Source organism: Pannus brasiliensis CCIBt3594 (assembly GCF_036688125.1).
GTDB classification, from domain to species: Bacteria; Cyanobacteriota; Cyanobacteriia; order Cyanobacteriales; family Microcystaceae; genus Pannus; species Pannus brasiliensis.
Map to the genome: position 1 here is coordinate 1 of NZ_JBAFSM010000028.1, position 21,481 is coordinate 21,481.

The window sequence follows — 21,481 nt, forward strand, 5'->3', positions numbered from 1 at the left end:
CTCCTGACTCCTGACTCCTGACTCCTGACTCCTGACTCCTGACTCCTTGACCACAAGAAAATTTTTGAATTCCGTGCATAAATCTAAGCGATCCCCGATCGCAGGGCGATAACGGCCGCCTGAACCCGATCGTCTACCGCCAGCTTATTCATAATGCCGCGGACGTGGGTTTTAATCGTGTTGGTGCTTAAATATAACTGCTCGGCGATCTCGGCGTTACTTTTGCCCTCGACAATTAGCTTTAAAACCTCCATCTCGCGCTCGGATAGTAGATCGAGACTGGGATGCCTTTCCGGGGCCGGTGGTTTCAAATTATCCATCACCAGACGCGCGATTTGGGGGTCGAGGTAGGTCGCGCCGTCTTTCGCGGCCTCGATGGCGGCTAGAAGTCGATCGAGACTGGCCCCCTTGATACAGTACGCGTCGGCCCCGCTCGCCAGTGCCGCTAACACTTCCGTCTGGACGGTGTGGGAAGTGAGCATGACGATATGAACGTTCGGTAAACTCTCCTTGATCTGTTTGGTCGCCGCGATGCCGTCGAGACGCGGGAGACCGATATCCATGACGATCAGATCCGGTTTGAGAGCTAGGGCTAACCGTACTCCCTCCAGACCGTCCCCGGCCTGACCGACGATCTCGAAATCCGACTGTTCTCCTAGAGCTTGTTCCAGACCTAATTGCATCAACGGATCGTCTTCAACGATTAAAACTTTCACCGGTCGCGCTCTCCCAACGAAAAGGTAAGGTTATCACCCATCGGCATGATGTACAACTACTCTCAGTTTAGGCAATCTGGAAGTAGGAAACAAATAATTTTCAAGTAGGGGAGTTCTAGCGAGACCGGAATCGCCTAGAACCGGCCTATCCTCGCTCTTTTTCTCCCGCCCTCTGCCTTCTGCCTCCCTACCTTTCCCCCGACCACCCTACGCTCGTATCCCTAGACATGACCACGCGAATCCAACAAGATCGGGTGAGAATCGCCCTCGTTACTGTAGCGTATGTCGTCATCGGCTGGCTCGGCTACCGATTGTTAGATTTAGGGGCGCGACCATCACCGATCTGGATGAGTGCCGGGATCGCGCTGGCCGGGGTTTATCTCTGGGGGAATCGCGTGGTTTTGGGGGTTTTCGCCGGCGATTTCCTGCTCTCGGTTGTTCTGGGGAAGAATATCGAGGTGGCGGTATTTTCGGCGGTAGGGAGCGCGTTAGCCGCTTTATTCGGTGCGAAACTCCTGCGTTACGGGAAATTCTCCCCCGCTCTCGGTCGGATTCACGATGTCATTCTCTTGGTCTTTCTCGGGGCTTTATTGCCCGCGATGGTGAACGCGTCGATCGATGTCCTCGGTCGCGCTTGGATGAGTCAGTGGACTTGGCGCACCTTCGGACAGTATTGGGCGATAATCTGGCTGGGAGATGTCACGGGCGTTTTAATGATCACCCCGATTCTCCTGCGATCGCTCTACCATCGCCGTCATTTTTGGAAAGATCAGGAACCGCATCGCTTTCTCGAAGCTTTTTTCTGTATGAGTCTGCTGTTTGTGGTCGGTTGGGTGGTCTTGGGGGCGAAAGGCAGTAGCGATCGCCTGGATCAGTGGAGTGTCGTCGGTTATCTGGAATATCTGCCTTTTCCCTTCGTCGCTTGGGCCGCCTTGCGTTTTCAAACCTGGGGCGCGGTGTCGGCGAATTTCGCGATCTCCGCGCTGGCGTTGATCGGTCTGGCGAGAAAGGCGGGGCCGTTTATTCTCCAGACTCCCGACGTGACGCGCGCCGCGATCGTCCTCCAGATTTTCCTCGCGATCGTCATGGCTACCTCTCTATTTTTATCCGCCGCTATCGTCGATCGCCAGCGCATCGATCGGGCCCTCACCGAAACCCTCGAACGCGAGCATCTTTTAACCCAAGTCGCCCTACGGGTGCATCAATCCCTCGATCTCGACCACGTTTTGCACACCATCGTCGAGGAAATCCGCGATTTTCTGAACGTCGAACAGGTGTATATCGGTCACTGCCAGGAGGACGGGGCGCGAGTCGTGGCGGAATCGCGCGGGTCGGGAATTTTCTCGCTGATGGGCTGGGTTCCCGAACCGGAATTATTAGGGGAATTGGGGCAATTATTCAAGCGATCGAACGCGATTATCGCCGATAATACCGCAAAAGTTCAGACATTACCGTATTTAATGGGGTATTACGAGCATCTAGGCGTTCAATCCTCTCTCGTTTTACCCTTGAGCGCCAATAACGAACAACTCGGCGCGCTGGTACTGCATCAATATTCCGCGCCCCGTCACTGGCAGAAGGGCGAGGTAAAATTACTCGAACAGTTAGCCACCCAGGTCAGTATCGCGATCTATCAGGCGCGACTTTATAGACAGGTTCGCGCGCTCAATAATAATCTAGAGCGGCAGGTGGAGGAGAGAACGCTAGAAATACGGCAAAAAGTTAAGGAGAACGAGCGTTTATACGAGATGAAAACGGTTTTTCTCCAAGCGGTAGCCCACGATCTGCGGACTTCGCTGATGGGATTGGTGATGTTATTGAAGAATTTACAGCATCGATCGGGCGATTGCATTACCCTATCGAAACCGATTCTCGATCGACTGGTCCAGAGTGGCGATCGCCAGTTAACCCTGATCGACGCGCTCGCGGAAAATCATTTCGCCGAACAACGTCCGCTACAATTGAACCGGCAGACTTTCTCGTTATCGGAGCGCGTCGATACCTGGATCGAGGATTGGCGATCGGAATGCCAGCGATCGGGCGCGAAGTTGATTAATTTAATTCCCGAGGATTTACCGCCGATTTCCGCCGATGCCAATCATATATACCAAGTTTTTCGCAATTTAATCGAGAACGCTCTGAAACACAACCCGCCGGGGCTACAACTGGCGATCGACGCGCGGCTCGATCGGGATTGGATTTACTGTAGCGTCAGCGATAACGGGGTGGGCATGGACGAGGAACAATGTCAACATCTTTTCGGCCTGTACGTGCGAAATCTTCACAATCAACACCTGACGGGCATCGGGTTAGGTTCCTACCAATGCCGGCAGATTATCGAGGCGCACGGCGGTACAATCGGCGTGAAAAGTACCCCCGATGTCGGTTCGCGGATCTGGTTCACTTTACCGATCGCGTCCGTCGCGGCCGGAGTGAATGCGTAAAATCTTTATGTTTACTTCTCGAAAAACGCTGGTTCGATGCGGCTTAATCTTCTTTATCGCGGTCAATATTCTTTATTTTCTCTATGCCGCTTATTTTCAATACGTCTGGCACGATGAAGTTTTCGTTTTACTGCATCTATCCGGACATACCATCGACGAACTGACCGCGGTTTTATTCGACGGTCGGATTAAATCGATCGGGGAGTTGAAACAATTTCAGGGAATCAATCTCGATCGGGGTTTTCCGGATACCCTATATTCTGTATATTCCGGTCCGAATTACGATCTTCCTCTCTACTACAGTTTACTCTGGATACTAGCGAGAATTTTCGGGAATTCGGATCTCGTTCTCCGGGGATTTTCCGTACTGATCTGGTTCGGATTACTTTGGGCGGTTTATCGCTTAAGCTTCCAGTTATTTAAAAACCAAAAAATCGCTTTATTAACCGCTTTTCTCGTCTTTATCTCCCCTCGGTTCACGGGCTACGCTCTCGGGATCTGGGAATACGGGCTATACGCTTTTATCGCCACCCTCTCTAGTTTTCTCTTCTTAAAAGCCCTAGAATCCTCGCACTCGCGAGAGTATCGAGACTGGTTATTATACGGTTTATCGATCGTCGCCGGTTTATACACTCACGTCTTTTTTATTTTTATCTTTCTCTTTCATATTCTGTACTTTTTTAGTAACCGCGATAGATTTAGCGAGTTGGCAAAAAAATATTCGTCCCGAATTTGGTTAGGATCTTTTCTCATTTACTCGATTTGGTTAACCCGTATTTTCTATAGAAGGGTAAGTGTTTTTAGCTGGTCGAAAGGTCGGTGGCCGTGGGAAAAATTAATCGATCGATGGATAACCACGTTCGCGGGCTTTTTTCCGGATATCCCCTTTATCCCCACGGGTGTCGCCAGTTTCACGAATTACGCGCTCGTCTCGCTTATCCTCTTTTCCCTGTTTTATCTAGCGAGGAAAACCGATCGAAAGATCTCTTCCTTCGCGCTTCTCTTAACCGGGATTCCTTTTCTCGGTTTACTGATTCTAGATATCGTCCTCGATTTTCGGTATACCGTGGTCGGTCGTTTCTATCTTCCCAGCTTTATCGGTATCTCGTTGGCGATCGCTTTTTTACTTTCCGAAGGATTACAATATTATCGAATCATTACCTCGATCGCTCTCGTATTGTTAACCATTTTCGGTTTAATCTCCCGAGTTCCCAACCCTCCCGAGGGAAATCGCTTTCTCGGCTACGGGAGTAATCTTCCCAACGCGTACCCGATTATTAATCGAAGTCACAAGCCATTAATTATCGCGGAAAGTTGGTTAGATGGATTGCCGCTCATTCAAGTTACCGACCCGAACACCGAATATCTATTCTGGAAGCCCTCGATCAAAATCTCCCTCCCTACCCTACAAACGAGATTTTCCGATATTTTTATCCTCACTCCCTCCGAAAAACTGAAACAAGAAATCGAGCGATCGGACGGTCGATTAAAACCGACTGAAAATACCGCCCTCTGGCGCGTCGAGAAATAATTGATTTTCATGAATTTTCAAGAAAAAGTCTGTAACTGTTTAACCGCTGTCAGAATTCCAGCGTTCTTGTCCCCGAACAGGCTTATAATAGTCGTTAGAAAGTCACCCGAATCTTTTAAAACGACGAGCGATCGAGAACTTTTGAACCGAATCACCGTCAACCCCGAAATCAGGATCGGAAAGCCCGCGATCGCGGGAACCCGTCTCACCGTCGAGTATATTTTAAATCTTCTAGCACACGGGGCGACCATCCCCGAAATACTCGACGAATACGAGGGTTTAGAGGAAGCGGATATTCAAGCTTGTCTTTTATTTGCCCCTCGATCGTTAGCCAGTTCTAGTTTTATACCTCTAGCGAAAGAGATAGCGTAGAATGCGTTTTTTAGTAGACGAGAATACCGGTGTGATCGTGGCGCGATGGTTACGCGAACGAAATCATGAAGTTTTTTCGGTCTACGAAGAAGCGAGAGGAATGGATGATAACTCGATCCTTCAGAAAGCTTTCGAGGAGAATTGGATTCTCATCACTAGCGATCAAGACTTCGGGGAGAAAGTATATCGAGAACAGCGATCGCCGAAGCGGGATTATTTTACGTCGTCTAGAAAATCAACGTTCGAGCGATAAAATTTAAAATTTAGAAAGTTTATTAGAAAACTACTCGGAACGAATAGCCGATCACTTTGTAGTCGTGACCGAGATACAAGTTCGATTCGCCAGAGTACCATTTTAAATTCGATCGCCCCCCTCCCCCTCCGCGAAAGCCCTCGCCGCAGATCGTTATAATGGGAGACAGCGATCGCGAACTTTGCCCCCGCCCATCATTCCATGACCGGAAGACTCAGCAAACTAGAACAAGATTTAACCACCATCGGGACGGAAGTTGCCGAACTAGCGGTAAAAATGCAAGAAAGATATCGAAACTATCTCGATATCCTCGGAGAATCCGTGTATAAACAGGCGATCGTCGCCGTCTATCATCTCTGTACCCGATCGTACCCCGGTGAATTCCTCGCCCTCTCCCACACCAACCGCCAGAAACTCCAGGAAGACATCAAGGCCCTCGGTCAAGAGACCCGGCTCAGTTTAAAAGAATTGGGCGAAATTAACCTCGATCGCACCACTTTCGCCGCCCTAGAAGCCCCCGCGGGAGAAACGGGAACCATCGAACAGAAAAAACTCCTCAAAGCCCTCCTGGAAAAAGGCGGTAGCGAACCCGTCACCGAACCGATCGATAACCCCGACGCGTTAGCCCACTGGTGTCGGGCGATCGAAAAAAGCTCGGTCAACATTCTCGACCACCTCTCCAAAAAAATCAACCACCAACTCCAACAAGCCTACATCCTGCCCGCGCGTCTACCCGGCCAGATTCTCGATATGGCCATTCAAGCGGAAAACGAGGGACAGTCCCTCGGCGGCGGCCATAATCTCCTGAGCGTGATGATCGAGGCGGAAAACCGCGATAGCGACGACGAGGAGGACGAAGACGAAGAACAAGAACGCGAAGAACTGATACTCCCTCAAAAAATTACCAAACTGACCGCCATTCACCTGAGACTATCAGAAATCGAATTCGCCGATACCCGTTTATCGATCGAGCGCAATCAACTCCGCGCCCTCTGGGAACAACTGGAAAAAATTCGCGAGCGCTATCGCCGCACCCATCGGGAATACACCATCGCCCGAGCCGAGGCCGCGTGGCGAAGCAGTTGGTACGATTAGATGTCCCGATAGGCGAAATGCCGCCCCGTTCGAGGACGGCACTAGGAACAGAAATAGAGCCTTTCTAGCTATATTCTTCCCCGACGCTGAGATTAAATAACATCTGGAGCGACTGTAAACAGCGTTTCCGCGCCTCGATATCCTGTTGCGCCCGCAGTTGTACCATCGGTTCGTGAAGGATTTTATTGACGATACCGCGCGTCATCGCCTCGATCACTTCCTGATGTTTCTCCGCGAACTCCGTACCCAGTCGCGAGAGCGCTTTTTCTAACTCCTGCTCGCGGATATCCTCGATCTTGCTTCTCAGACAACTGATCGTCGGCACGGTATCGAGCGATCGCCACCACAGATCGAACGCTTCCACTTCCTGTTCTAAAAGCGCTTCCGCTTCCATCGCCATCTGACGGCGACTTTCCTGGTTCGCCGCCACCACCGCCTTGAGATCGTCCACGTTAAACGCTCGGACGTGTAACAATTCCCGGACATCCGCGTCCACGTTGCGGGGGACGGAAATATCGATCAGCATTAGCGATCGGGTTTCGATGATGACTTCGCTTAACAAGGTTTTATTTAAAATCGGTTCCGTCGCTCCCGTACTGGTGAAAACGATATCGGATTCGGCCACCACTCGCATCATATTCTCCAGGCCGTGCAGTTCGATCGGCACCCCCGGAAACTCCCTACACAACTCCTCCGCGCGACGCTGGGAGCGATTGACGATCGCTATCTTCGTCGAACCTTTCGCCACGAGATGCGTCACCAACAAGCGGGACATTTTCCCCGCCCCGATAATCGTGACTTTCTGACTACCGAGATCCTCGACCTTGGCGTGGGCCAACTCTACCGCCGCCGAACTGATCGAGACCGCGCCCGTCCCGATACTGGTTTCCGTACGTACCCGTTTCCCGGCCGAGAGCGCCTGTTTGAACAATCGATCGAGCAGTTGCGCGATCGAGCCGTACTTCTGGGCGAGTTTGTGGGTGTTTTTCACCTGCGCGAGAATCTGTCCCTCGCCGAGTACCAAGCTTTCCAAACCCGCCGCCACCCGCAGTAAATGGCGTACCGCGTCCTGATGTAAGAGTGTGAACAGATAACGGCGCAGGGTTGACAGGGGAATATGACCCGTTTCCGCGAGAAATTGGGTGATTTCCACCACCCCTTTCTCCGTGTCGGTGACGACGGCGTAAATCTCCAGGCGATTACAGGTGCTGATAATCGCCACTTCCTGAATGTGCGGATAGCCTCGCAAGTGGGTTAGGGCTGACTCGATCTTCGCTTCTTGAATACTCAGTTTTTCACGAATTTCCACGGGGGCTGTTTTGTGACTCAAGCCCACTACTGCAATATTCATGTGTTCTCCTACTAAATGTTGCCGAGGCTACAAAAAGGATTGATAAGGATAAGTGCTATATGTCTCTAATTGTTGCAATTTAGTCTGGATCGGGTGTCGAGCAAAAGGGCTATGAAAAAAAACTTCATAAATCGGGAGGGGTCAGGATACAGGAGTCAGAAGTCAGGAGGTAGAAAAGGAAAAACAGGAGAGCGAATAACATGACTCTCCCGTATTTCCCTAAAATTTGGAGTTTATACGCTGATTTCTGAATTCAGAGTGCTTTAGCGCGCTTTGAGGTTCCCGATCGAATCCGTAGGAACACTCGAGGCGGGACGCGGGACTCTTGAATCCGGAATTCCGACGATCGACTCCGGTTGTCTTAATGGAGTTGGATGTATTTGGGTTGGTCGAACAGGTGAACCGTATCGACGAAACGAGCGGTTTTCGACTGGCTGGAGATAACCAGGCTCTGGGTACGAGCGCCACCGTGGAAGAAGCGAACCCCTTCCATCAGGGTGCCGGGGGTGATCCCGCAAGCGGCGAAGAGAACGGTTTCGCCACTGGCTAACTCGTTATCGTTGTAGACTCGATCGGGATCGGTGATGCCCATTTCTTGCAGACGGGCGATATTCCCCTCGCGGCTTTCCCCGATCAGACCGGTTTTCACCACCTCGGGATCGTAGATCAGTTGACCTTGGAAGTGACCGCCGAGACAGCGCATCGCCGCCGCGGAGATAACCCCCTCGGGAGCGGCACCGATTCCCATCAGCGCGTGGATGTTGGTTCCGGCGAACGCGCAGGAAATCGCGGCGGAAACGTCCCCATCGCTGATCAGACGAACTCTCGCGCCCGCGGTACGGATTTCCTGGATCAGTTCCTTGTGGCGGGGACGATCCATAACGACGACGACGAGTTCCTCGATCGAGCGACCCAGACAGTCGGAAAGAATTTTTAAATTTTCGGTAGCCGATTTATTGATATCGACATGACCTTTGGCCGCGGGAGGGGCGGCTAATTTTTTCATATAAAAGTCGGGAGCGGCGAATAAACCGCCTTTCTCGGAGATCGCCAACACGGCCATCGAACCGTTCTGTCCGTAGGCGACCAAGTTCGTTCCCTCGCAGGGATCGACGGCGATGTCGATCTCGATCAGTTCATCGGGGTTACAGTATTGTTTCGCGTCGGGTTGGGTGCAGATCCCCACTTCCTCGCCGATGTAGAGCATGGGGGCTTCATCGCGTTCCCCTTCCCCGATGACGATGCGACCGCGCATATGGATTTTGTTCATCCGTTCGCGCATGGCTTCCACGGCCACTTCATCGGCGGTGTTTTTCTCGCCTTTCCCCATCCACTTCGAGGAAGCGATAGCGGCCTGTTCGACTACTTCTATAATTTCTAAACCTAACGTACTTTCCACGGAATAATCCTCCCTAGTGCCGATCGATATATCTTATCCGGCGAGTTGATGACCTTAACAGTCAAAAGTCTATCACCAGACGGGGATCATTCTTAAATTTTTCTAAAGCGTTTCCGGGGTCGGGCCGCGCGCGAGGATTTTTCGCTTATACGAACGCGACATTACAGGAAGAGTCAACCTATGCAGAGTTCGCTAAATAGACCGAGCGATCGCTATTCACCGGTTGTCTCGCCACGCTCGTCCAGGATTCGGATCGTTCATCGATTTTTTTTACTCGGAAGGTTTTGCAAAAGAGTAAACGTTAAATATCGCGTCGTAACTAATTAAGGTTAGAGAATGATTTATCGCTTGGGCGATTAAAATTCTGTCGAACGGATCGCGATGATGTAAGGGCAGATTAATATAGAATTCTATATCGGGGACGGTAAGCGGCAGGATTTCGATATCGAATCGCTCTAGCAAACCGAATAACTCGGGAAAACTACATCCTAGATTTAATTTCCCGATATTGATTTTGATCGCGATCTCCCACAAACTGATCAGGCTGATGTAGAGAGCGTTCGCGGGATTCTCCAATTGTTCGATCGTTTCCCGTTTCAAGTTCGGATGGTCTTGAAAGTACCAGAGAAGGATATGAGTATCCAAGAGTAAACCGCTCATTCCATATATTCCTTCATTTCCTCTAGTGGCTCGTCAAAGTCATCGGACATCCAGATTTTCCCTTTTAAAGCTCCTAATCCTCCTCGTTTGGTCACGGTTGATTCTTGATTCTCCTGACCGTAACGACTGACTAAATATTCCGAATAATGGAGGACTTCCCTTTGCAAATCTTCGGGCAACTTATCTAGATTCGTTAAAAGGCGATCTTTTAAAATCATAATTTTCTGGTTATCTTGTAGGGCTAATGATAATTTTATCCGATCGAAATCCCGATCGAAGTTTCTTCCTGGATAGGCAAAATCAGAAGAAAGACAGCCTATCCCAAACGCTCAGGCTGAATTCCGTAAAAAGCCCACCAGGGGCAGGAAAACGGGAACCAGATCCGATCGGGCCACCGCCAAACTCGGAAACGATCGATCTCCGTAATTCACCCCCGCTTTCAACGGGAAAATCGGTTCCCCGAGGGAGATAAACACCCCCCCCGCGGCCTGCACGATCGCCCAAACCGCCGCCATATCCCACGCCTTCGGGATCGCTTCCACCCCGCCCAAAGCAGTCCCGTCCGCCACCAACAGCAGGTTATAACTCGCCACCCCGATCATCCGCACCTTACAGGGGAAGGGATTTTTCAGAATATCCGTACTGCGCGCGCAGAGATTGAATAAATGGTTCTTACTGGGAAAATCATCGCTCGCGTGGATCGGTTCGCCGTCGCGGTAGGCCCCCGTCGGCCCGGTTAACCCCGTATCCCCGTACCAATAGCCGTGGTAGGACTGCCGCAGACAGGGAAGGTAGACGAAACCGAAAACCGGCGTTCCTTGATACAGTAAACCGAGAGAAATGCCCCAGATCGGCACGCCGCGGGTAAAATTGGTCGTCCCGTCGATCGGATCGACCACCCAACACCAATCGTTCTCGGGAAATACATGGGTTGTCTCTTCTGTCAATACCCCGTGATCGGGAAATTCCGCCAGAATCAGCGTTCTGAGTTCTTTATCCGCCCGTCGATCGGCCTCGGTCACGAGGGTTCCGTCCGATTTATTCGTGGCTTGCAGTTTGCCGAAATCCTCGCGCGCCCGATCGCCCACCGTCGCGGTCGCCCGTTGGCAGAACTCTAAAACCCGTTCCCAAAATGTTTCCATAGCGCTCCGTGCATCTTCCAGTAAAATATTAAGTTATTCTGTAAATTTAGGTGAACGAGATTGAGCGAAGAATCGGCACGGGAGTTAAAATTAGCCACCCGGATCGAGGCGATCCTCTATCTCAAGGGTCAGCCCCTGAGCTTGACGGAGATCGGGGAACTGACGGCCAGCGATCGATCCGCCGTCGAGGATGCCCTGATCGAGTTAATGTCCGATTACGCGCACCGCGATAGCGCGCTGGAGGTGATCGAGACCCCGATCGGCTATAGCCTACAATTGCGATCGGCCTACCAGAACCTGATCGAAGATTTAATCCCGGCCGAATTGGGAACGGGAACCCTGAGAACGCTCGCGGCGATCGCCCTGAAAAGCCCGCTCCTGCAAACCGATCTGATCGCGCTCCGGGGAAGTACCGCCTACCAACACGTTCAAGAATTAGTCGATCGGGGATTCGTCCGCAAGCGCCGTCAGACCGAGGGACGTTCCTATTGGCTGGAAGTAACCGACCAATTCCATCAATATTTCGAGGTCGATAAATTGGTCGATCTTGGATTTCCCAAACCGGATGATAGCGATTGAAAAAGATCGGGGTATAGTAAGGGTAGGTAGATAGGGTTAACCGCGCCTAACTTACGGGATATCTTCCCGGCCGTACCGACTCGATCGACAAGCGCGTGAGCTAACCTAGAGGTAATGTCCACAAACAACGTGGGAGTTGTAATGATCTATCATAATTTCGATGCTTTCCCGTGGGAGACTGAAGAGCGAGACGAGAACGGTCTACTACAGTACCTCCAGCAACAGAACCCGGAAACGCTGGAAAGAATCGCCCGCTCCGTGAGTCCCGAGATCAAGGAAATCATCTCCCACAACGTCAAAGGATTGGTCGGAATGTTGCCCTCGGAAGATTTCGCCATCCAGATCACGACCGATCGAGAAAATCTAGCCAATCTCCTCGCGTCGGCGATGATGACGGGTTATTTTCTCAGTCAGGTGGAAAAACGCCACAGCCTGGAATCCACCCTATTAGGAACGGACTCGATTAAATTTTCCCCGAAACCGCCGATCGATTGATCGCGAGGGTGCTAGAGACACGTCTCCCGTGTCTCTAAACGTTTTAACCGCCCTTGGCGAAACTGGCCATGACGAGAATCGAGAGTAAAATCCCCGGCGCGAGTAGTCCGGCGAGGAGTCCGAATTCGGTAAGTGTCATAGTACAACGGGGGAGAGACAGCGATTATTTTCTACCCTAACTTTCTCCCCCGGTCGATCGAGAGAATTTTAACGAAGTTTTAAGAGGTTCCGCCCCGTGGCGATCGTTATTTCGTCAAGATCGTGACATGATTTATTTTTGCCAGCAAATTAGCGAAAAATATGAGGATAGAGAGAAATTTGGAGTTTTCTTGTACTTTACATATAAAAAGCATAGCCAATCTGAGGCTTCGGATCTTCTTGACGGTCTAAATACTTCATTACTTGACCGACATTTCGAGAACAACTTATCGTGATCGGATATTTCCCGTCAAATTGCGTGTTATTCCAGTTCATCTTGGTTAAAGCGAGAATTTCCTGACAAATTGTAGTCGGCGATTCATCGGATTCAACAATTCTAATTTCAAGAGGCTGAGGAATATATAAACCCGTGTAAGTTTGGTAGTGTTTGACCGACCCTCTAGTATATAAAAGATGATTCTCTTTATCTAATTCTATATGAGTTCCACGGTAGGGAGGATATTCTCCTTTTCTAAAAAGATTAAGGTTTGTATCTAAGATGGTAATAAAGTCAACCGTCTTGATCCTAGCCTCTTTAGCCGCTTGTTTCAATCCTTCAATTTCTTCAGGATTATATTTTGAGGTTTTGTGAATGACTAACCTTCCCGGTGAATGGGACATTGCTACCTCGTATTCATATAATGCCTGCTTTAGAAGATCGAAAGCTTGTTCGGCTTTTAAGTGAGGCTGTCTATCATTTTTATCGATATCAACTGGATTTCCTCTCAAGATTACACTATTACCAAGTTCGTCAAATAATTGAGCTAAACTTGTATTAAGAATTTTTCGATCTCGGCTTCGATAAAAACTAATTCCTATAAAACAAGAAGAAGGCTTATTTTCATTTTTGATGAGCTTCCAAGGAATGGCACTTGGACTAGATTTATAGTATATTGCCGTACACATATTCCACGCTTTTGTCGCATCATCATGTTGGTCTTTGGTATTACTTTCTAATGTAATTTCTTTAATAATTTGAAGTGGCTTATTTAAGTGCATAGATTTCGCCTTCAATAATCTCCTGAAATTAATTTCTACTAAATCTTCTGGTCGATCGTCTTCGAGCCTTTCTTCTGCCGTTGCAATTTTCTCTTGTACAAGCATCTTGTATAAATCACTCGAAATAATACAGGCGATAACATCCACCTGCCTATTTTGAGCTAGAAATTTTATCTGGTTATAGTAAAGGTCAACGGCTCGCTCCACTCTTGTATTCCAATCTTCTATCGCAATAATCTCTTTAACATCTGAATTGGATAAGTTACGACAGATTGTTTCTTCGGTAATTAATTTTGATTGAAATCCGGAATCTACATTAAATCCGCAAAAATCCATCCATAAACTTAATTTATCGTTTTTAGTTTTGGCTATAGAAGGAATATAAAAAGAACATTTTTCTATCCAAGCACTAAATTTCTCGATATTGGCAGAAGTCCCGATCCCTCCAATGAATATAGAATCTCTTCTAGGGAATTTTTGAGAATCATAAACATGATAATCTGTAATACCATATCTAGGACAGATATGATTACCTTGTGCGAATTCGAGCAATGGTTCTTCTAGCAGGCTTAATTTCATTGTAGTTCCAAAGATAACTGTTGATGCTGTTGCTGGGTATATTCTTGCTTTTTTGAACTTCTCTTTTTAGTCCGTCGTTTTACTGTCATCTCTGCTTTTTGACTTGAATCGTCGTCAGTATTTAAGCTTTTGGGTATTTCTAGTTCTTCAACTTTTTTTGGAAGCCATTCCTGATCATTAAGATAGGGAGAATCTTGAAAAGAAACTACGTTTCCAAAAGATAAGAAATTTTTTCTATTTGAAAAAATTGATGTAGTTTCTTGTTCAAGATAACTGACAATAAATCGAAAATGGTTTCGTACAGCTCTATTTTTTTCATTCCGTTTAAGCCAACTAACATTATTTTCATGATAATACGAGCGTCGATAGCCATCACAGCTAAAAAACCAGTCTGGATTTATTAACAAATACCATTGATCGGCGAATCGCTTATATTCGGTTGAAAATGCAAGATGCTTGTAATGCAAAACCTCGTTTATTTTATTTGACTTCATTTTTCTCTCGCAAACAGTTCTAGTCCCTTCTCTCTCTCCCTGCCAAGTTATTTGCCGGAATTCTTGATCTTTTATAGGAGAAGGCGAGAAAATAAAAATTTTTTCTTGATTTTGCCAAGCTATCCCTTTTAGAAATAATTGTTGTTGTAAGCATCGCCCTAAGAGTGTTTTAAAAACTCTATCGTTGTCGGAACTATGGGAATAAAATTTTGGAGTTTCAATAACTTCAATACTTGATTTATCAATGATATTACTTAAAGGAATTTTGGGATCAAACAAATTATGAAAGGTAATAAGCTGACCGCTATGAGTAGTCCAATCACAAGAAAATTTCAATCCCTTACGTTCAAGTTCGGCACGAATTATATCTTTATCTTTCCATGAAATTTTCTGGTTTTGGTATTGACCTCGATCAATTGATAAATTAGCTTTGTATAAATTCACTGGAAAGTTTAACTCTACAAGATTCAAAAATACCTCTTCGGTTTTTATATCAGAGCGAGGATCGAATAAGTATTGATGATTGTTATCTCCAAAGTTTTTTTCTAAAATAGCTTGAATTTTTCGAGCCTCATCAATTTGTAATTCATCAATTCGCTTAAGAATATCTCTATAGTCTTGAATATCTTGTTTTTTATCAAATTCAAATTTTCCTCCGAGAATCTCTTGAAAGCCATTCCCCGAGTATGAATTTTGTTTTTCGGTAATAATATAGACAATCAATCTATCATATTTTTTATATAGTTCATTTTTGACAAATTCTTCTAGAGTGTGCTTGATTTTGGTAGAATCAGAAGTAGCAGTAATTTGGAATGCGACTTTAGCAACATCATCTCCTAGGTCGATTGCGGGATAGTTTTCTTTTATTTGGTTGAGATTTTTTAGGTTTTTATACCCATAAATTTCAGAAAAAATAGGTATTAAAACCGATTCAGAAACTCGATTAATGTCATATTTTTGAGTTGCATTAAGTCCTTTCACTTTCGTAACAAATAAGGACATTAACTCATTTATTCGATACTGGACATCCAAAAGCTTCATAGACTAAAAATAGCTTGAGGTGAAACTGGCAACGCTATTGACAGAATTATATTCTAACAGATTTTTCTCTTTTTGGGTATAATTGTTCTAGATCTTAACTCTTGATAACCGTCTATATCGATTAGACAACCGTAGCCTTTGGCTCAACCTGTACTGAATTTTGATTTCGGATTGGGTGGAGATGTTCCTGGATACGGAATCCTTTATTATCGATTCCGTTAATACCGAAGCTCTCTCCCTACTATATTATCGAAATCCACCCCGTTTCGTTAATAACGGAGACACCGATCGCCCGTCAGTCCGCCGCGTTCTCTTCCGCCAAACGTCCCGCCGTCCGCAAGATCTGCCCCGCGAGCATCGCCGCGCCGAAACCGTTATCGATATTCACCACGCCGATCCCTGTAGCACAAGAGTTTAACATTGTCAAGAGGGGGGCGATACCGCCGAAGCTGGTTCCGTAGCCGACGCTGGTGGGGACGGCGATCACCGGTCGATCGATCAGTCCGGCGACCACGCTCGGTAACGCGCCCTCCATCCCCGCGACGACGATAATCACGTCCGCCGAAGATAATAGGTGAAGGTGGCGCAAAAGCCGGTGAATTCCCGCCACTCCCACGTCCCAGAGACGCTGAACGGTAAAACCGCATAACGTCGCGGTGACGGCGGCTTCTTCGGCGACGGGAATATCGGCGGTTCCCGCGGTGAGGATGGAGATCGTGCCGGGAACCTCGATCGCTCGTCCCGGTGTGGCGATCGCGCAGATGCGGGCGATCGGATAGTACACTAGATCGTCCACCTGTTCTTGCAATTGTAGGGCGATCGGCGGTTCGATCCGCGTCGCCATCACCACATCGCTTTTCTGCCGCATAGCCGCCATGATCGCGACGATCTGTTCGGGGGTTTTCCCCGGCCCCCAGATCACCTCCGGAAAACCGGTTCTCAGTTGCCGGTGATGGTCGATCTTGGCGAAATCCTCGATCGGTTCAAAAGAGAGATGTTTGAGTTTATCCAGGGCGATATCGGGGTTGATTTCCCCTCTAGCGACGGATTCTAACAGCGATCGCAAAGCTTCGGGATGGGACATATCTTCGAGGGGTCAGGGGTCAGGAGTCAGGAGGCGGGAGGTGAGGGAGGGAAAAGGGGAAAGGGTAAAGGTGAAAAAATTAAGAAAGCTCTGTTCCCTTTTCGCGAGGCCGTTTTTCCCCGAAAAATTCCCCTCACCTCCCTCGTCTCCCTCACCTCCCCCTTCTCCTACTCTAGAAGCGATCGGACGCGATCGAGCGGCCAGTAAATTTTGAAAGCCCGGCCAACGAGGTGATCTTCGGGAAGGAAACCCCACGAGCGAGAATCAAAACTCTGCGAGCGATTGTCTCCCAACACGAAAAGATAGCCGGGGGGAACGACGACGGGGGGAAAATCGGCTTGACCCGGCATAGGGGTATAATCCTTTTCTAGAGGTCGATCGTTGAGATAAATTTTTCCTTGACGGAGCGACACCCTCTCGCCACCGAGCGCGATCACCCGTTTGATAAAGAACTCTCCCGCGTCGGGCGCGAGTTTTTTGAGCTTTTCGGGAGTGTGAAAAACGACAATATCCCCTCGTTGCGGGTAATATCCGGAAGATTCGCTGACGAATACCCGATCGCCGATCTTGAGCGTCGGAAACATCGACTCGCTAGGGATCTCGAACAGTTCCAGGTTTCGAGACAACCAATCGGGAAAGTAATTGCAGAGAGTGCCGAAACCGAAAGTCACGGCGACCATCAGCGCTAACAGCGATCGATAGGTGTTACGGTGGGGGTGAAATTCCCGGGGGAAACTATGGTACGCGTGATAGGTGGCGATCGAACCGATAGCGGGCGTTAAAAAAATCAGGGAGGCAAAAAAATCGTCTAAACGGAGGGAGATCATCGAGACGGCGAGGAATATCATGCCTACAATCACCCGATCGCCGTATAAATGTCCCAATCCAGGGAGGACGCGGGAGGCGAACACCGCGAACCAGGGATTTTTCCGCTTACGGGGGATTTTTTCGAGGTTCCGATCGCCGCGCGCGAGGTAAACCGCTCGGTGCGCGTGGAAAATATTGACGATATAGAGAACGATTATAGCGAGTAATGACCATAAACCGGCGATAATTTGTCCCCGAGGGCTAAAAATCGACCAGAGCGTGAAAATAATTAATGATAGTTGAGCGAGCGCCCAGATACTTCCCTGTATTCTTTTTCCCCCGTACCACTGACCGAGACCGGGAAAAAACATCGAGAGATTGACGGCTAACCACGGATCTTTGTCGATCGAGGTCGCTTCTTGTCGTCCGGAAAGGAGGGCGGAAGTGGACAATCGGTTCATAGAAACTAGAATAGTGAGGTATCGAGAAAAGAGGAGAAAAGGGGTTCGGAACGATGATAGATCTGGGAACGGGAGGGAAGCGGTCAATATGACAGAAAGTTCCAAGAATTTGTCAGAGATTTATGGAAACTTGATCGATCGGGTGGTAGCCTTGACTTTGGAGGGCAAGATCCGCTCTAAATCTCAAGTCTATCGTTTTTTAACCGAAGGGATCGAAGTCGGAACGGGGGAAATTTTCGAGCGTTGTCTGAGCGAGCGCGTGGAGACCAACCGAGCGAAAGCCGACGGGAATACGAAAGCGGGCCGGATTCTCCGGGCATTGGAAACGATCGAGACGGAATGGGAAAAATGGCAGAAAGAAAACCAACAGGCTACCGTTACCACGGGGGCGATCGATCGGTTAGCCAACGCGGACAGGGACGAGCGTTTACAAGTTCTCCTGTACCTGATCGATCCCAATCAACCGGAAGCGCTATCCGCCGACCAATTAAGTCAACTATCGAATAATTTACGCTCGATCGCCAGCGCGCGCTCTGACGCGGATCTGTTTCAACTGGTGACGGGAATTACCGTCGGTTTGAAAAGTTGGTCCCTACTCTCCGGCGATCTCACCGGTTGGATTTACGAGCGGGAGAGTTTGGGGTTCGCGAAGAATGAACGGGCGAATCCCTGGTCTTTGTGGGCGAGTAAGCTGGAATCTTCCTGGTTACAGCGAATTTTACAGGCTACCGCTGACGGGGAGTCTTTCGACGCGTTAACGAGCGAGCTTACCCTCACCGATTGGGTGGAAACCGCCGTCGTTTTCCCGTACTTGCAGAGGGGATTGATTCAATTTTTCGATCGACAGATCTATAGCGAGCAACTGGGAGCTAGATTGTCGATATCGACGTTTCTCACCTTCGCGGTTCTCTGGTCGCGCTTGGCGATGGGTTTCGATCGAGCGGCGGCCGATTCCCGCTATAGTCGGGGTTGTTTTCAGATCACCCTGCAAATTCTCCGCACCTTCGCGCGGCGCGATTATTTCCCTCTCTACGGGGGCATTTTCGCCTCGTTTTCGGGGACGTATTTTCGAGAGGCGATGGACTATCTCTCGATTCCCTTACTACCGGCGGAAGGCACGACGGAAAAGGCGCGAATCCTGACGTTATTGGGATATTCCAGCCGCGCGAGGGGAGATTACCGCCAGGCGATCGAATTCCACCGACAGGCTTTAGAGATCGCGCGGGAGGCGAACGATCGACCCTGCGAGGTAGCCAATCTCAACCATCTAGCGCGACTACAGGCACTCGGCAAAAATCACGCGGAAGCGATCGATTTAAGCCAGAGAGCCTTAATTCTCGGTCGTCAGTACGGCGATAGTCTCGGTCAGGCGAACGCGCTGGCGAATTTGGGCTATAGTGAGGTACAGCGAGCGAGTCAGTTGGAGCGACCCGATCCGGAACTGTACGAGCGCTCGATCGAGTATCTACAACAGGGGTTAAAATTAGCCGGGCGGTTACAGGACGGGCAGAGTCGATCGCTCTGTTGTAGTAGTCTGGGAATGGCTTACGTGATCCTCGAACAGCCGGAAAAAGCGATCGAGATTCTTCTAGAGGGCTTACAATCGGCGAAATATTACGGCGATCTCTATCTACAGGGTTTAATCCTCACCTATCTCGCCGAAGCCTACTATCAGGATCGACGTTTCACCGACGCGATCTATACCGGCGCGATGGGAATGTACTGGCTACACGAGATCGGCGCGATCGAGTGGCGACAGGCCGCCAGTTTATTAACCATTCTCAAGGGACAGCGCGGGGAGGAATTCGAGAAGGTACTCGAAACGGAGCGATCGGAAATCATTAAAGCGATCGGATCGAACGGATACGATACTCTTTGGCAAATTCTTGCGAAATATCAAGAAGAAAGGTAGGGGGCAGGAGGCAGGAGTCAGGAGGCAGGAGGCAGGAGGTGAGGGAGAGAAAAGGTGAAAGGGCCAATGGTGACAGGGTAAAGTGGACAGGGTAAAGGTGAAAGGGTTAAGAAAGCTCTTTTCCCTTTTCCCCTTCCCCTTTAAGGCGAAAAATCTCCCCATCTACCTACCCTCGTGAAAGAATCCCATCCCCTACTGATTAACCTTTCCGTGATCTTCTCGAAACCCACGGGAATTAGCACCTACATTCTCAATATCCTGCCCTATCTCAAAAATCTCGATCCGACCTTATTGACCGCGATCCCCCGTGCCGATTTTACCTGTTACCCGATTCCGGACGATATGGCGCCCGATCGAGGGGGGAAAGGCCATCTCAAGCGTTTACTCTGGACACAGTTTCAACTACCGCGGATTTACCGAGAATTAAACGCGAATCTCTTATTTTCTCCCTTACCCGAAGCGCCACTCGACGCGGGATGTCGTTTCGTTGTCATGGTTCACGATCTCATCCCCCTGCGTTTCCCGAGCGCCACGTCCCCGCTCACCTACTATTTTCGCTACCGAGTGCCGGGAATATTACAACGGGCGGAACATATTCTCTGTAATTCTCACGCCACCGCGAGAGATATTATCGAGGTTTTCAAGATTCCCGAAAGCAAGATCACCCCGATCCCGTTAGCTTACGATAAGGAGCATTTTCGACCGATCGAGGTTCCCGAGCCGGAAATTCCCTATTTTCTCTACCTCGGTCGTCCCAACGCTTACAAAAACCTAGACCGTCTCATCGAGGCTTTCGCGGATCTCGATCGCGGGAGCGATCATCATCTCTGGATCGCCGGGGCCTTCGATCGACGTTACACTCCCACCTTACAACGACGGGCGCGGGAACTGGGCGCGGGCGATCGGGTGAAGTTTCTCGATTACCTTTCCTACGCGGACTTGCCGCGGGTGTTCAATCAGGCGACCGCGTTGGTATTCCCGAGTCTCTGGGAAGGCTTCGGATTGCCCGTTTTAGAGGCGATGGCCTGCGGTACGCCGGTGATTACCTCAAATTTGTCGTCTTTGCCCGAAGTGGCGGGAGATGCGGCGATTTTGGTGAACCCCTACCGAACGGAAGAGATTACCGAAGCGATGCGGGTAATGGCCGGGGACGGAAAAACTCGATCGAGGTTACGCGATCGCGGGATCGAGCGAGCGAGCGCTTTCAGTTGGGAGAAAACGGCGCTCGCGACGGGGGAGATCTTGAATCGATATTTCTAAAACCGTCTCTTCAGTATATTGCCCGTCCGAGTGAGAATTGAAAGTAGAATTTAACTTAAAACTGACGATTTTAAGAATATTTTCCCAAAACTTCGATTTTTACACTTTTAAAAAGTATTTACTTCTTCTCTTTCCTTCTGACTCGGTGAATCCCGCCTTTCCCCCTTCCCCCTTCCCCTTCTCTCCCGCCCCTATCCCCGCTCTTGACGCTTAGAAAATCGGGATCAACCGGCACGCGGGTAAAGTTTTCCAAAGATTTTTATCGAACACGATGACGATCGCCAAAAATCTTTACATTTGTTTAGATTTCGCGATCGATCGAAAAATTTGTAGGCGAAATCCATGAAGAATCTCGCGAGAATCGTGTTTTGTATCAAAGAAAAAACTTTTCTGACAACGGTAATATCACGTAAACAGGCTTGTTGTTGTATTAATTTCTGTAAAAAGTTAAGATATCCTTTCGTCGAAAAACCGCGATCTGGTAAATAAATTTTATATTTTGTTTATTCGCTATCTCACGAACCGATTTTATAATGAAGGAAGAAAGAAAAGACAGAAGCCAAACCCAAACTAGCCATAGAAAAAAAATTAACTTTCCCCTTCCTGTCT

General features: G+C 48.9%; 20 protein-coding genes. 10 read left to right on the forward strand and 10 right to left on the reverse strand.

Features of this window, described 5'->3' with window-relative positions; translation table 11 throughout:
- Positions 1–83: 83 nt before the first annotated feature.
- The gene (locus V0288_RS14705) at positions 84–716 is read right to left on the reverse strand and encodes a response regulator transcription factor (RefSeq protein WP_332865875.1); all 633 of its coding nucleotides are present in this window, start codon (positions 714–716) and stop codon (positions 84–86) included.
- 227 nt (positions 717–943) lie between these two features.
- On the opposite strand from V0288_RS14705, the gene V0288_RS14710 reads away from it, so the two are divergent.
- The 5 genes from V0288_RS14710 to V0288_RS14730 all read left to right on the forward strand — a co-directional run bounded on the left by V0288_RS14710 (position 944) and on the right by V0288_RS14730 (position 6,411).
- Positions 944–3,160, forward strand: a complete 2,217-nt coding sequence (locus tag V0288_RS14710) for a sensor histidine kinase (RefSeq protein WP_332865876.1) — start codon at positions 944–946, stop codon at positions 3,158–3,160.
- 7 nt (positions 3,161–3,167) lie between these two features.
- Positions 3,168–4,691: a glycosyltransferase family 39 protein gene (locus tag V0288_RS14715; protein ID WP_332865877.1), complete on the forward strand. Its 1,524-nt coding sequence runs from the start codon at positions 3,168–3,170 to the stop codon at positions 4,689–4,691.
- 141 nt (positions 4,692–4,832) lie between these two features.
- Positions 4,833–5,063, forward strand: coding sequence for a DUF433 domain-containing protein (locus V0288_RS14720; protein ID WP_332865878.1), 231 nt, complete (start codon positions 4,833–4,835; stop codon positions 5,061–5,063).
- A 1-nt stretch (position 5,064) separates the two neighbouring features.
- Positions 5,065–5,316 (forward strand): DUF5615 family PIN-like protein, encoded by a 252-nt coding sequence (locus V0288_RS14725; protein ID WP_332865879.1) that lies wholly within the window; start codon positions 5,065–5,067, stop codon positions 5,314–5,316.
- 201 nt (positions 5,317–5,517) lie between these two features.
- Positions 5,518–6,411 carry a hypothetical protein gene (locus V0288_RS14730; RefSeq protein ID WP_332865880.1) on the forward strand — a complete coding sequence of 298 codons (894 nt, stop codon included), beginning with the start codon at positions 5,518–5,520 and terminating at the stop codon, positions 6,409–6,411.
- Between the two features lie 64 nt (positions 6,412–6,475).
- On the opposite strand, the gene V0288_RS14735 is transcribed toward V0288_RS14730, so the two are convergent.
- The 5 genes from V0288_RS14735 to V0288_RS14755 all read right to left on the reverse strand — a co-directional run bounded on the left by V0288_RS14735 (position 6,476) and on the right by V0288_RS14755 (position 10,963).
- Entirely contained in the window at positions 6,476–7,762 is a 1,287-nt protein-coding gene (locus V0288_RS14735) for a glutamyl-tRNA reductase (protein ID WP_332865881.1), read from the reverse strand.
- Positions 7,763–8,123: 361 nt separating this feature from the next.
- Positions 8,124–9,161 carry a class II fructose-bisphosphatase gene (gene glpX, locus V0288_RS14740; RefSeq protein WP_332865882.1) on the reverse strand — a complete coding sequence of 346 codons (1,038 nt, stop codon included), beginning with the start codon at positions 9,159–9,161 and terminating at the stop codon, positions 8,124–8,126.
- A gap of 270 nt (positions 9,162–9,431) precedes the next feature.
- Positions 9,432–9,821, reverse strand: a complete 390-nt coding sequence (locus V0288_RS14745; RefSeq protein WP_332865883.1) for a type II toxin-antitoxin system VapC family toxin — start codon at positions 9,819–9,821, stop codon at positions 9,432–9,434.
- Positions 9,818–10,039 (reverse strand): type II toxin-antitoxin system VapB family antitoxin, encoded by a 222-nt coding sequence (vapB, locus tag V0288_RS14750; protein ID WP_332865884.1) that lies wholly within the window; start codon positions 10,037–10,039, stop codon positions 9,818–9,820. The genes V0288_RS14745 and vapB overlap by 4 nt, the downstream gene beginning before the upstream one ends.
- Positions 10,040–10,150: 111 nt before the next feature.
- Positions 10,151–10,963: an inositol monophosphatase family protein gene (locus V0288_RS14755; RefSeq protein WP_332865885.1), complete on the reverse strand. Its 813-nt coding sequence runs from the start codon at positions 10,961–10,963 to the stop codon at positions 10,151–10,153.
- 60 nt (positions 10,964–11,023) lie between these two features.
- Here V0288_RS14755 and scpB point away from each other — a divergent pair, with 60 nt between their 5' ends.
- Both scpB and V0288_RS14765 read left to right on the forward strand, forming a co-directional pair.
- Positions 11,024–11,542 carry an SMC-Scp complex subunit ScpB gene (gene scpB, locus V0288_RS14760; protein WP_332865886.1) on the forward strand — a complete coding sequence of 173 codons (519 nt, stop codon included), beginning with the start codon at positions 11,024–11,026 and terminating at the stop codon, positions 11,540–11,542.
- Positions 11,543–11,656: 114 nt separating this feature from the next.
- Positions 11,657–12,037, forward strand: coding sequence for a DUF760 domain-containing protein (locus V0288_RS14765; protein ID WP_422661985.1), 381 nt, complete (start codon positions 11,657–11,659; stop codon positions 12,035–12,037).
- A 336-nt stretch (positions 12,038–12,373) separates the two neighbouring features.
- Here the strand turns inward: V0288_RS14765 and V0288_RS14770 are convergent, their stop codons facing one another.
- From V0288_RS14770 to lepB, 4 genes are all read right to left on the reverse strand, one after another.
- Positions 12,374–13,813 carry an argonaute/piwi family protein gene (locus V0288_RS14770; RefSeq protein WP_332865887.1) on the reverse strand — a complete coding sequence of 480 codons (1,440 nt, stop codon included), beginning with the start codon at positions 13,811–13,813 and terminating at the stop codon, positions 12,374–12,376.
- Positions 13,810–15,348, reverse strand: coding sequence for an SMEK domain-containing protein (locus tag V0288_RS14775; protein WP_332865888.1), 1,539 nt, complete (start codon positions 15,346–15,348; stop codon positions 13,810–13,812). The genes V0288_RS14770 and V0288_RS14775 overlap by 4 nt, the downstream gene beginning before the upstream one ends.
- A gap of 295 nt (positions 15,349–15,643) precedes the next feature.
- Positions 15,644–16,432 carry a nickel pincer cofactor biosynthesis protein LarB gene (gene larB, locus V0288_RS14780; protein ID WP_332865889.1) on the reverse strand — a complete coding sequence of 263 codons (789 nt, stop codon included), beginning with the start codon at positions 16,430–16,432 and terminating at the stop codon, positions 15,644–15,646.
- 167 nt (positions 16,433–16,599) lie between these two features.
- A complete protein-coding gene (gene lepB / locus V0288_RS14785) occupies positions 16,600–17,700 on the reverse strand; it encodes a signal peptidase I (protein WP_332865890.1) in 1,101 nt (366 codons plus the stop codon).
- Positions 17,701–17,788: 88 nt separating this feature from the next.
- Between lepB and V0288_RS14790 the strand changes: the two genes are divergently transcribed.
- The 3 genes from V0288_RS14790 (at position 17,789) to V0288_RS14800 (ending at position 20,872) form a co-directional block, all read left to right on the forward strand.
- Positions 17,789–19,612, forward strand: coding sequence for a tetratricopeptide repeat protein (locus tag V0288_RS14790; RefSeq protein ID WP_332865891.1), 1,824 nt, complete (start codon positions 17,789–17,791; stop codon positions 19,610–19,612).
- The gene (locus V0288_RS14795; RefSeq protein WP_332865893.1) at positions 19,576–19,707 is read left to right on the forward strand and encodes a hypothetical protein; all 132 of its coding nucleotides are present in this window, start codon (positions 19,576–19,578) and stop codon (positions 19,705–19,707) included. The genes V0288_RS14790 and V0288_RS14795 overlap by 37 nt, the downstream gene beginning before the upstream one ends.
- A 79-nt stretch (positions 19,708–19,786) precedes the next feature.
- On the forward strand, positions 19,787–20,872 hold the full coding sequence (locus tag V0288_RS14800) for a glycosyltransferase family 4 protein (protein ID WP_332865894.1): 1,086 nt from the start codon (positions 19,787–19,789) through the stop codon (positions 20,870–20,872).
- Positions 20,873–21,481: the final 609 nt, after the last annotated feature.

Coding starts and splice junctions, on each gene's coding strand:
- V0288_RS14790 (WP_332865891.1), top strand. CDS start 17,789: ATGACAGAAAGTTCCAAGAATTTGTCAGAGATTTATGGAAACTTGATC.
- vapB (WP_332865884.1), bottom strand. CDS start 10,039: ATGATTTTAAAAGATCGCCTTTTAACGAATCTAGATAAGTTGCCCGAA.
- larB (WP_332865889.1), bottom strand. CDS start 16,432: ATGTCCCATCCCGAAGCTTTGCGATCGCTGTTAGAATCCGTCGCTAGA.
- V0288_RS14765 (WP_422661985.1), top strand. CDS start 11,657: ATGTCCACAAACAACGTGGGAGTTGTAATGATCTATCATAATTTCGAT.
- V0288_RS14715 (WP_332865877.1), top strand. CDS start 3,168: ATGTTTACTTCTCGAAAAACGCTGGTTCGATGCGGCTTAATCTTCTTT.
- V0288_RS14710 (WP_332865876.1), top strand. CDS start 944: ATGACCACGCGAATCCAACAAGATCGGGTGAGAATCGCCCTCGTTACT.
- V0288_RS14775 (WP_332865888.1), bottom strand. CDS start 15,348: ATGAAGCTTTTGGATGTCCAGTATCGAATAAATGAGTTAATGTCCTTA.
- V0288_RS14755 (WP_332865885.1), bottom strand. CDS start 10,963: ATGGAAACATTTTGGGAACGGGTTTTAGAGTTCTGCCAACGGGCGACC.
- V0288_RS14730 (WP_332865880.1), top strand. CDS start 5,518: ATGACCGGAAGACTCAGCAAACTAGAACAAGATTTAACCACCATCGGG.
- V0288_RS14725 (WP_332865879.1), top strand. CDS start 5,065: ATGCGTTTTTTAGTAGACGAGAATACCGGTGTGATCGTGGCGCGATGG.
- lepB (WP_332865890.1), bottom strand. CDS start 17,700: ATGAACCGATTGTCCACTTCCGCCCTCCTTTCCGGACGACAAGAAGCG.
- V0288_RS14735 (WP_332865881.1), bottom strand. CDS start 7,762: ATGAATATTGCAGTAGTGGGCTTGAGTCACAAAACAGCCCCCGTGGAA.
- V0288_RS14770 (WP_332865887.1), bottom strand. CDS start 13,813: ATGAAATTAAGCCTGCTAGAAGAACCATTGCTCGAATTCGCACAAGGT.
- V0288_RS14745 (WP_332865883.1), bottom strand. CDS start 9,821: ATGAGCGGTTTACTCTTGGATACTCATATCCTTCTCTGGTACTTTCAA.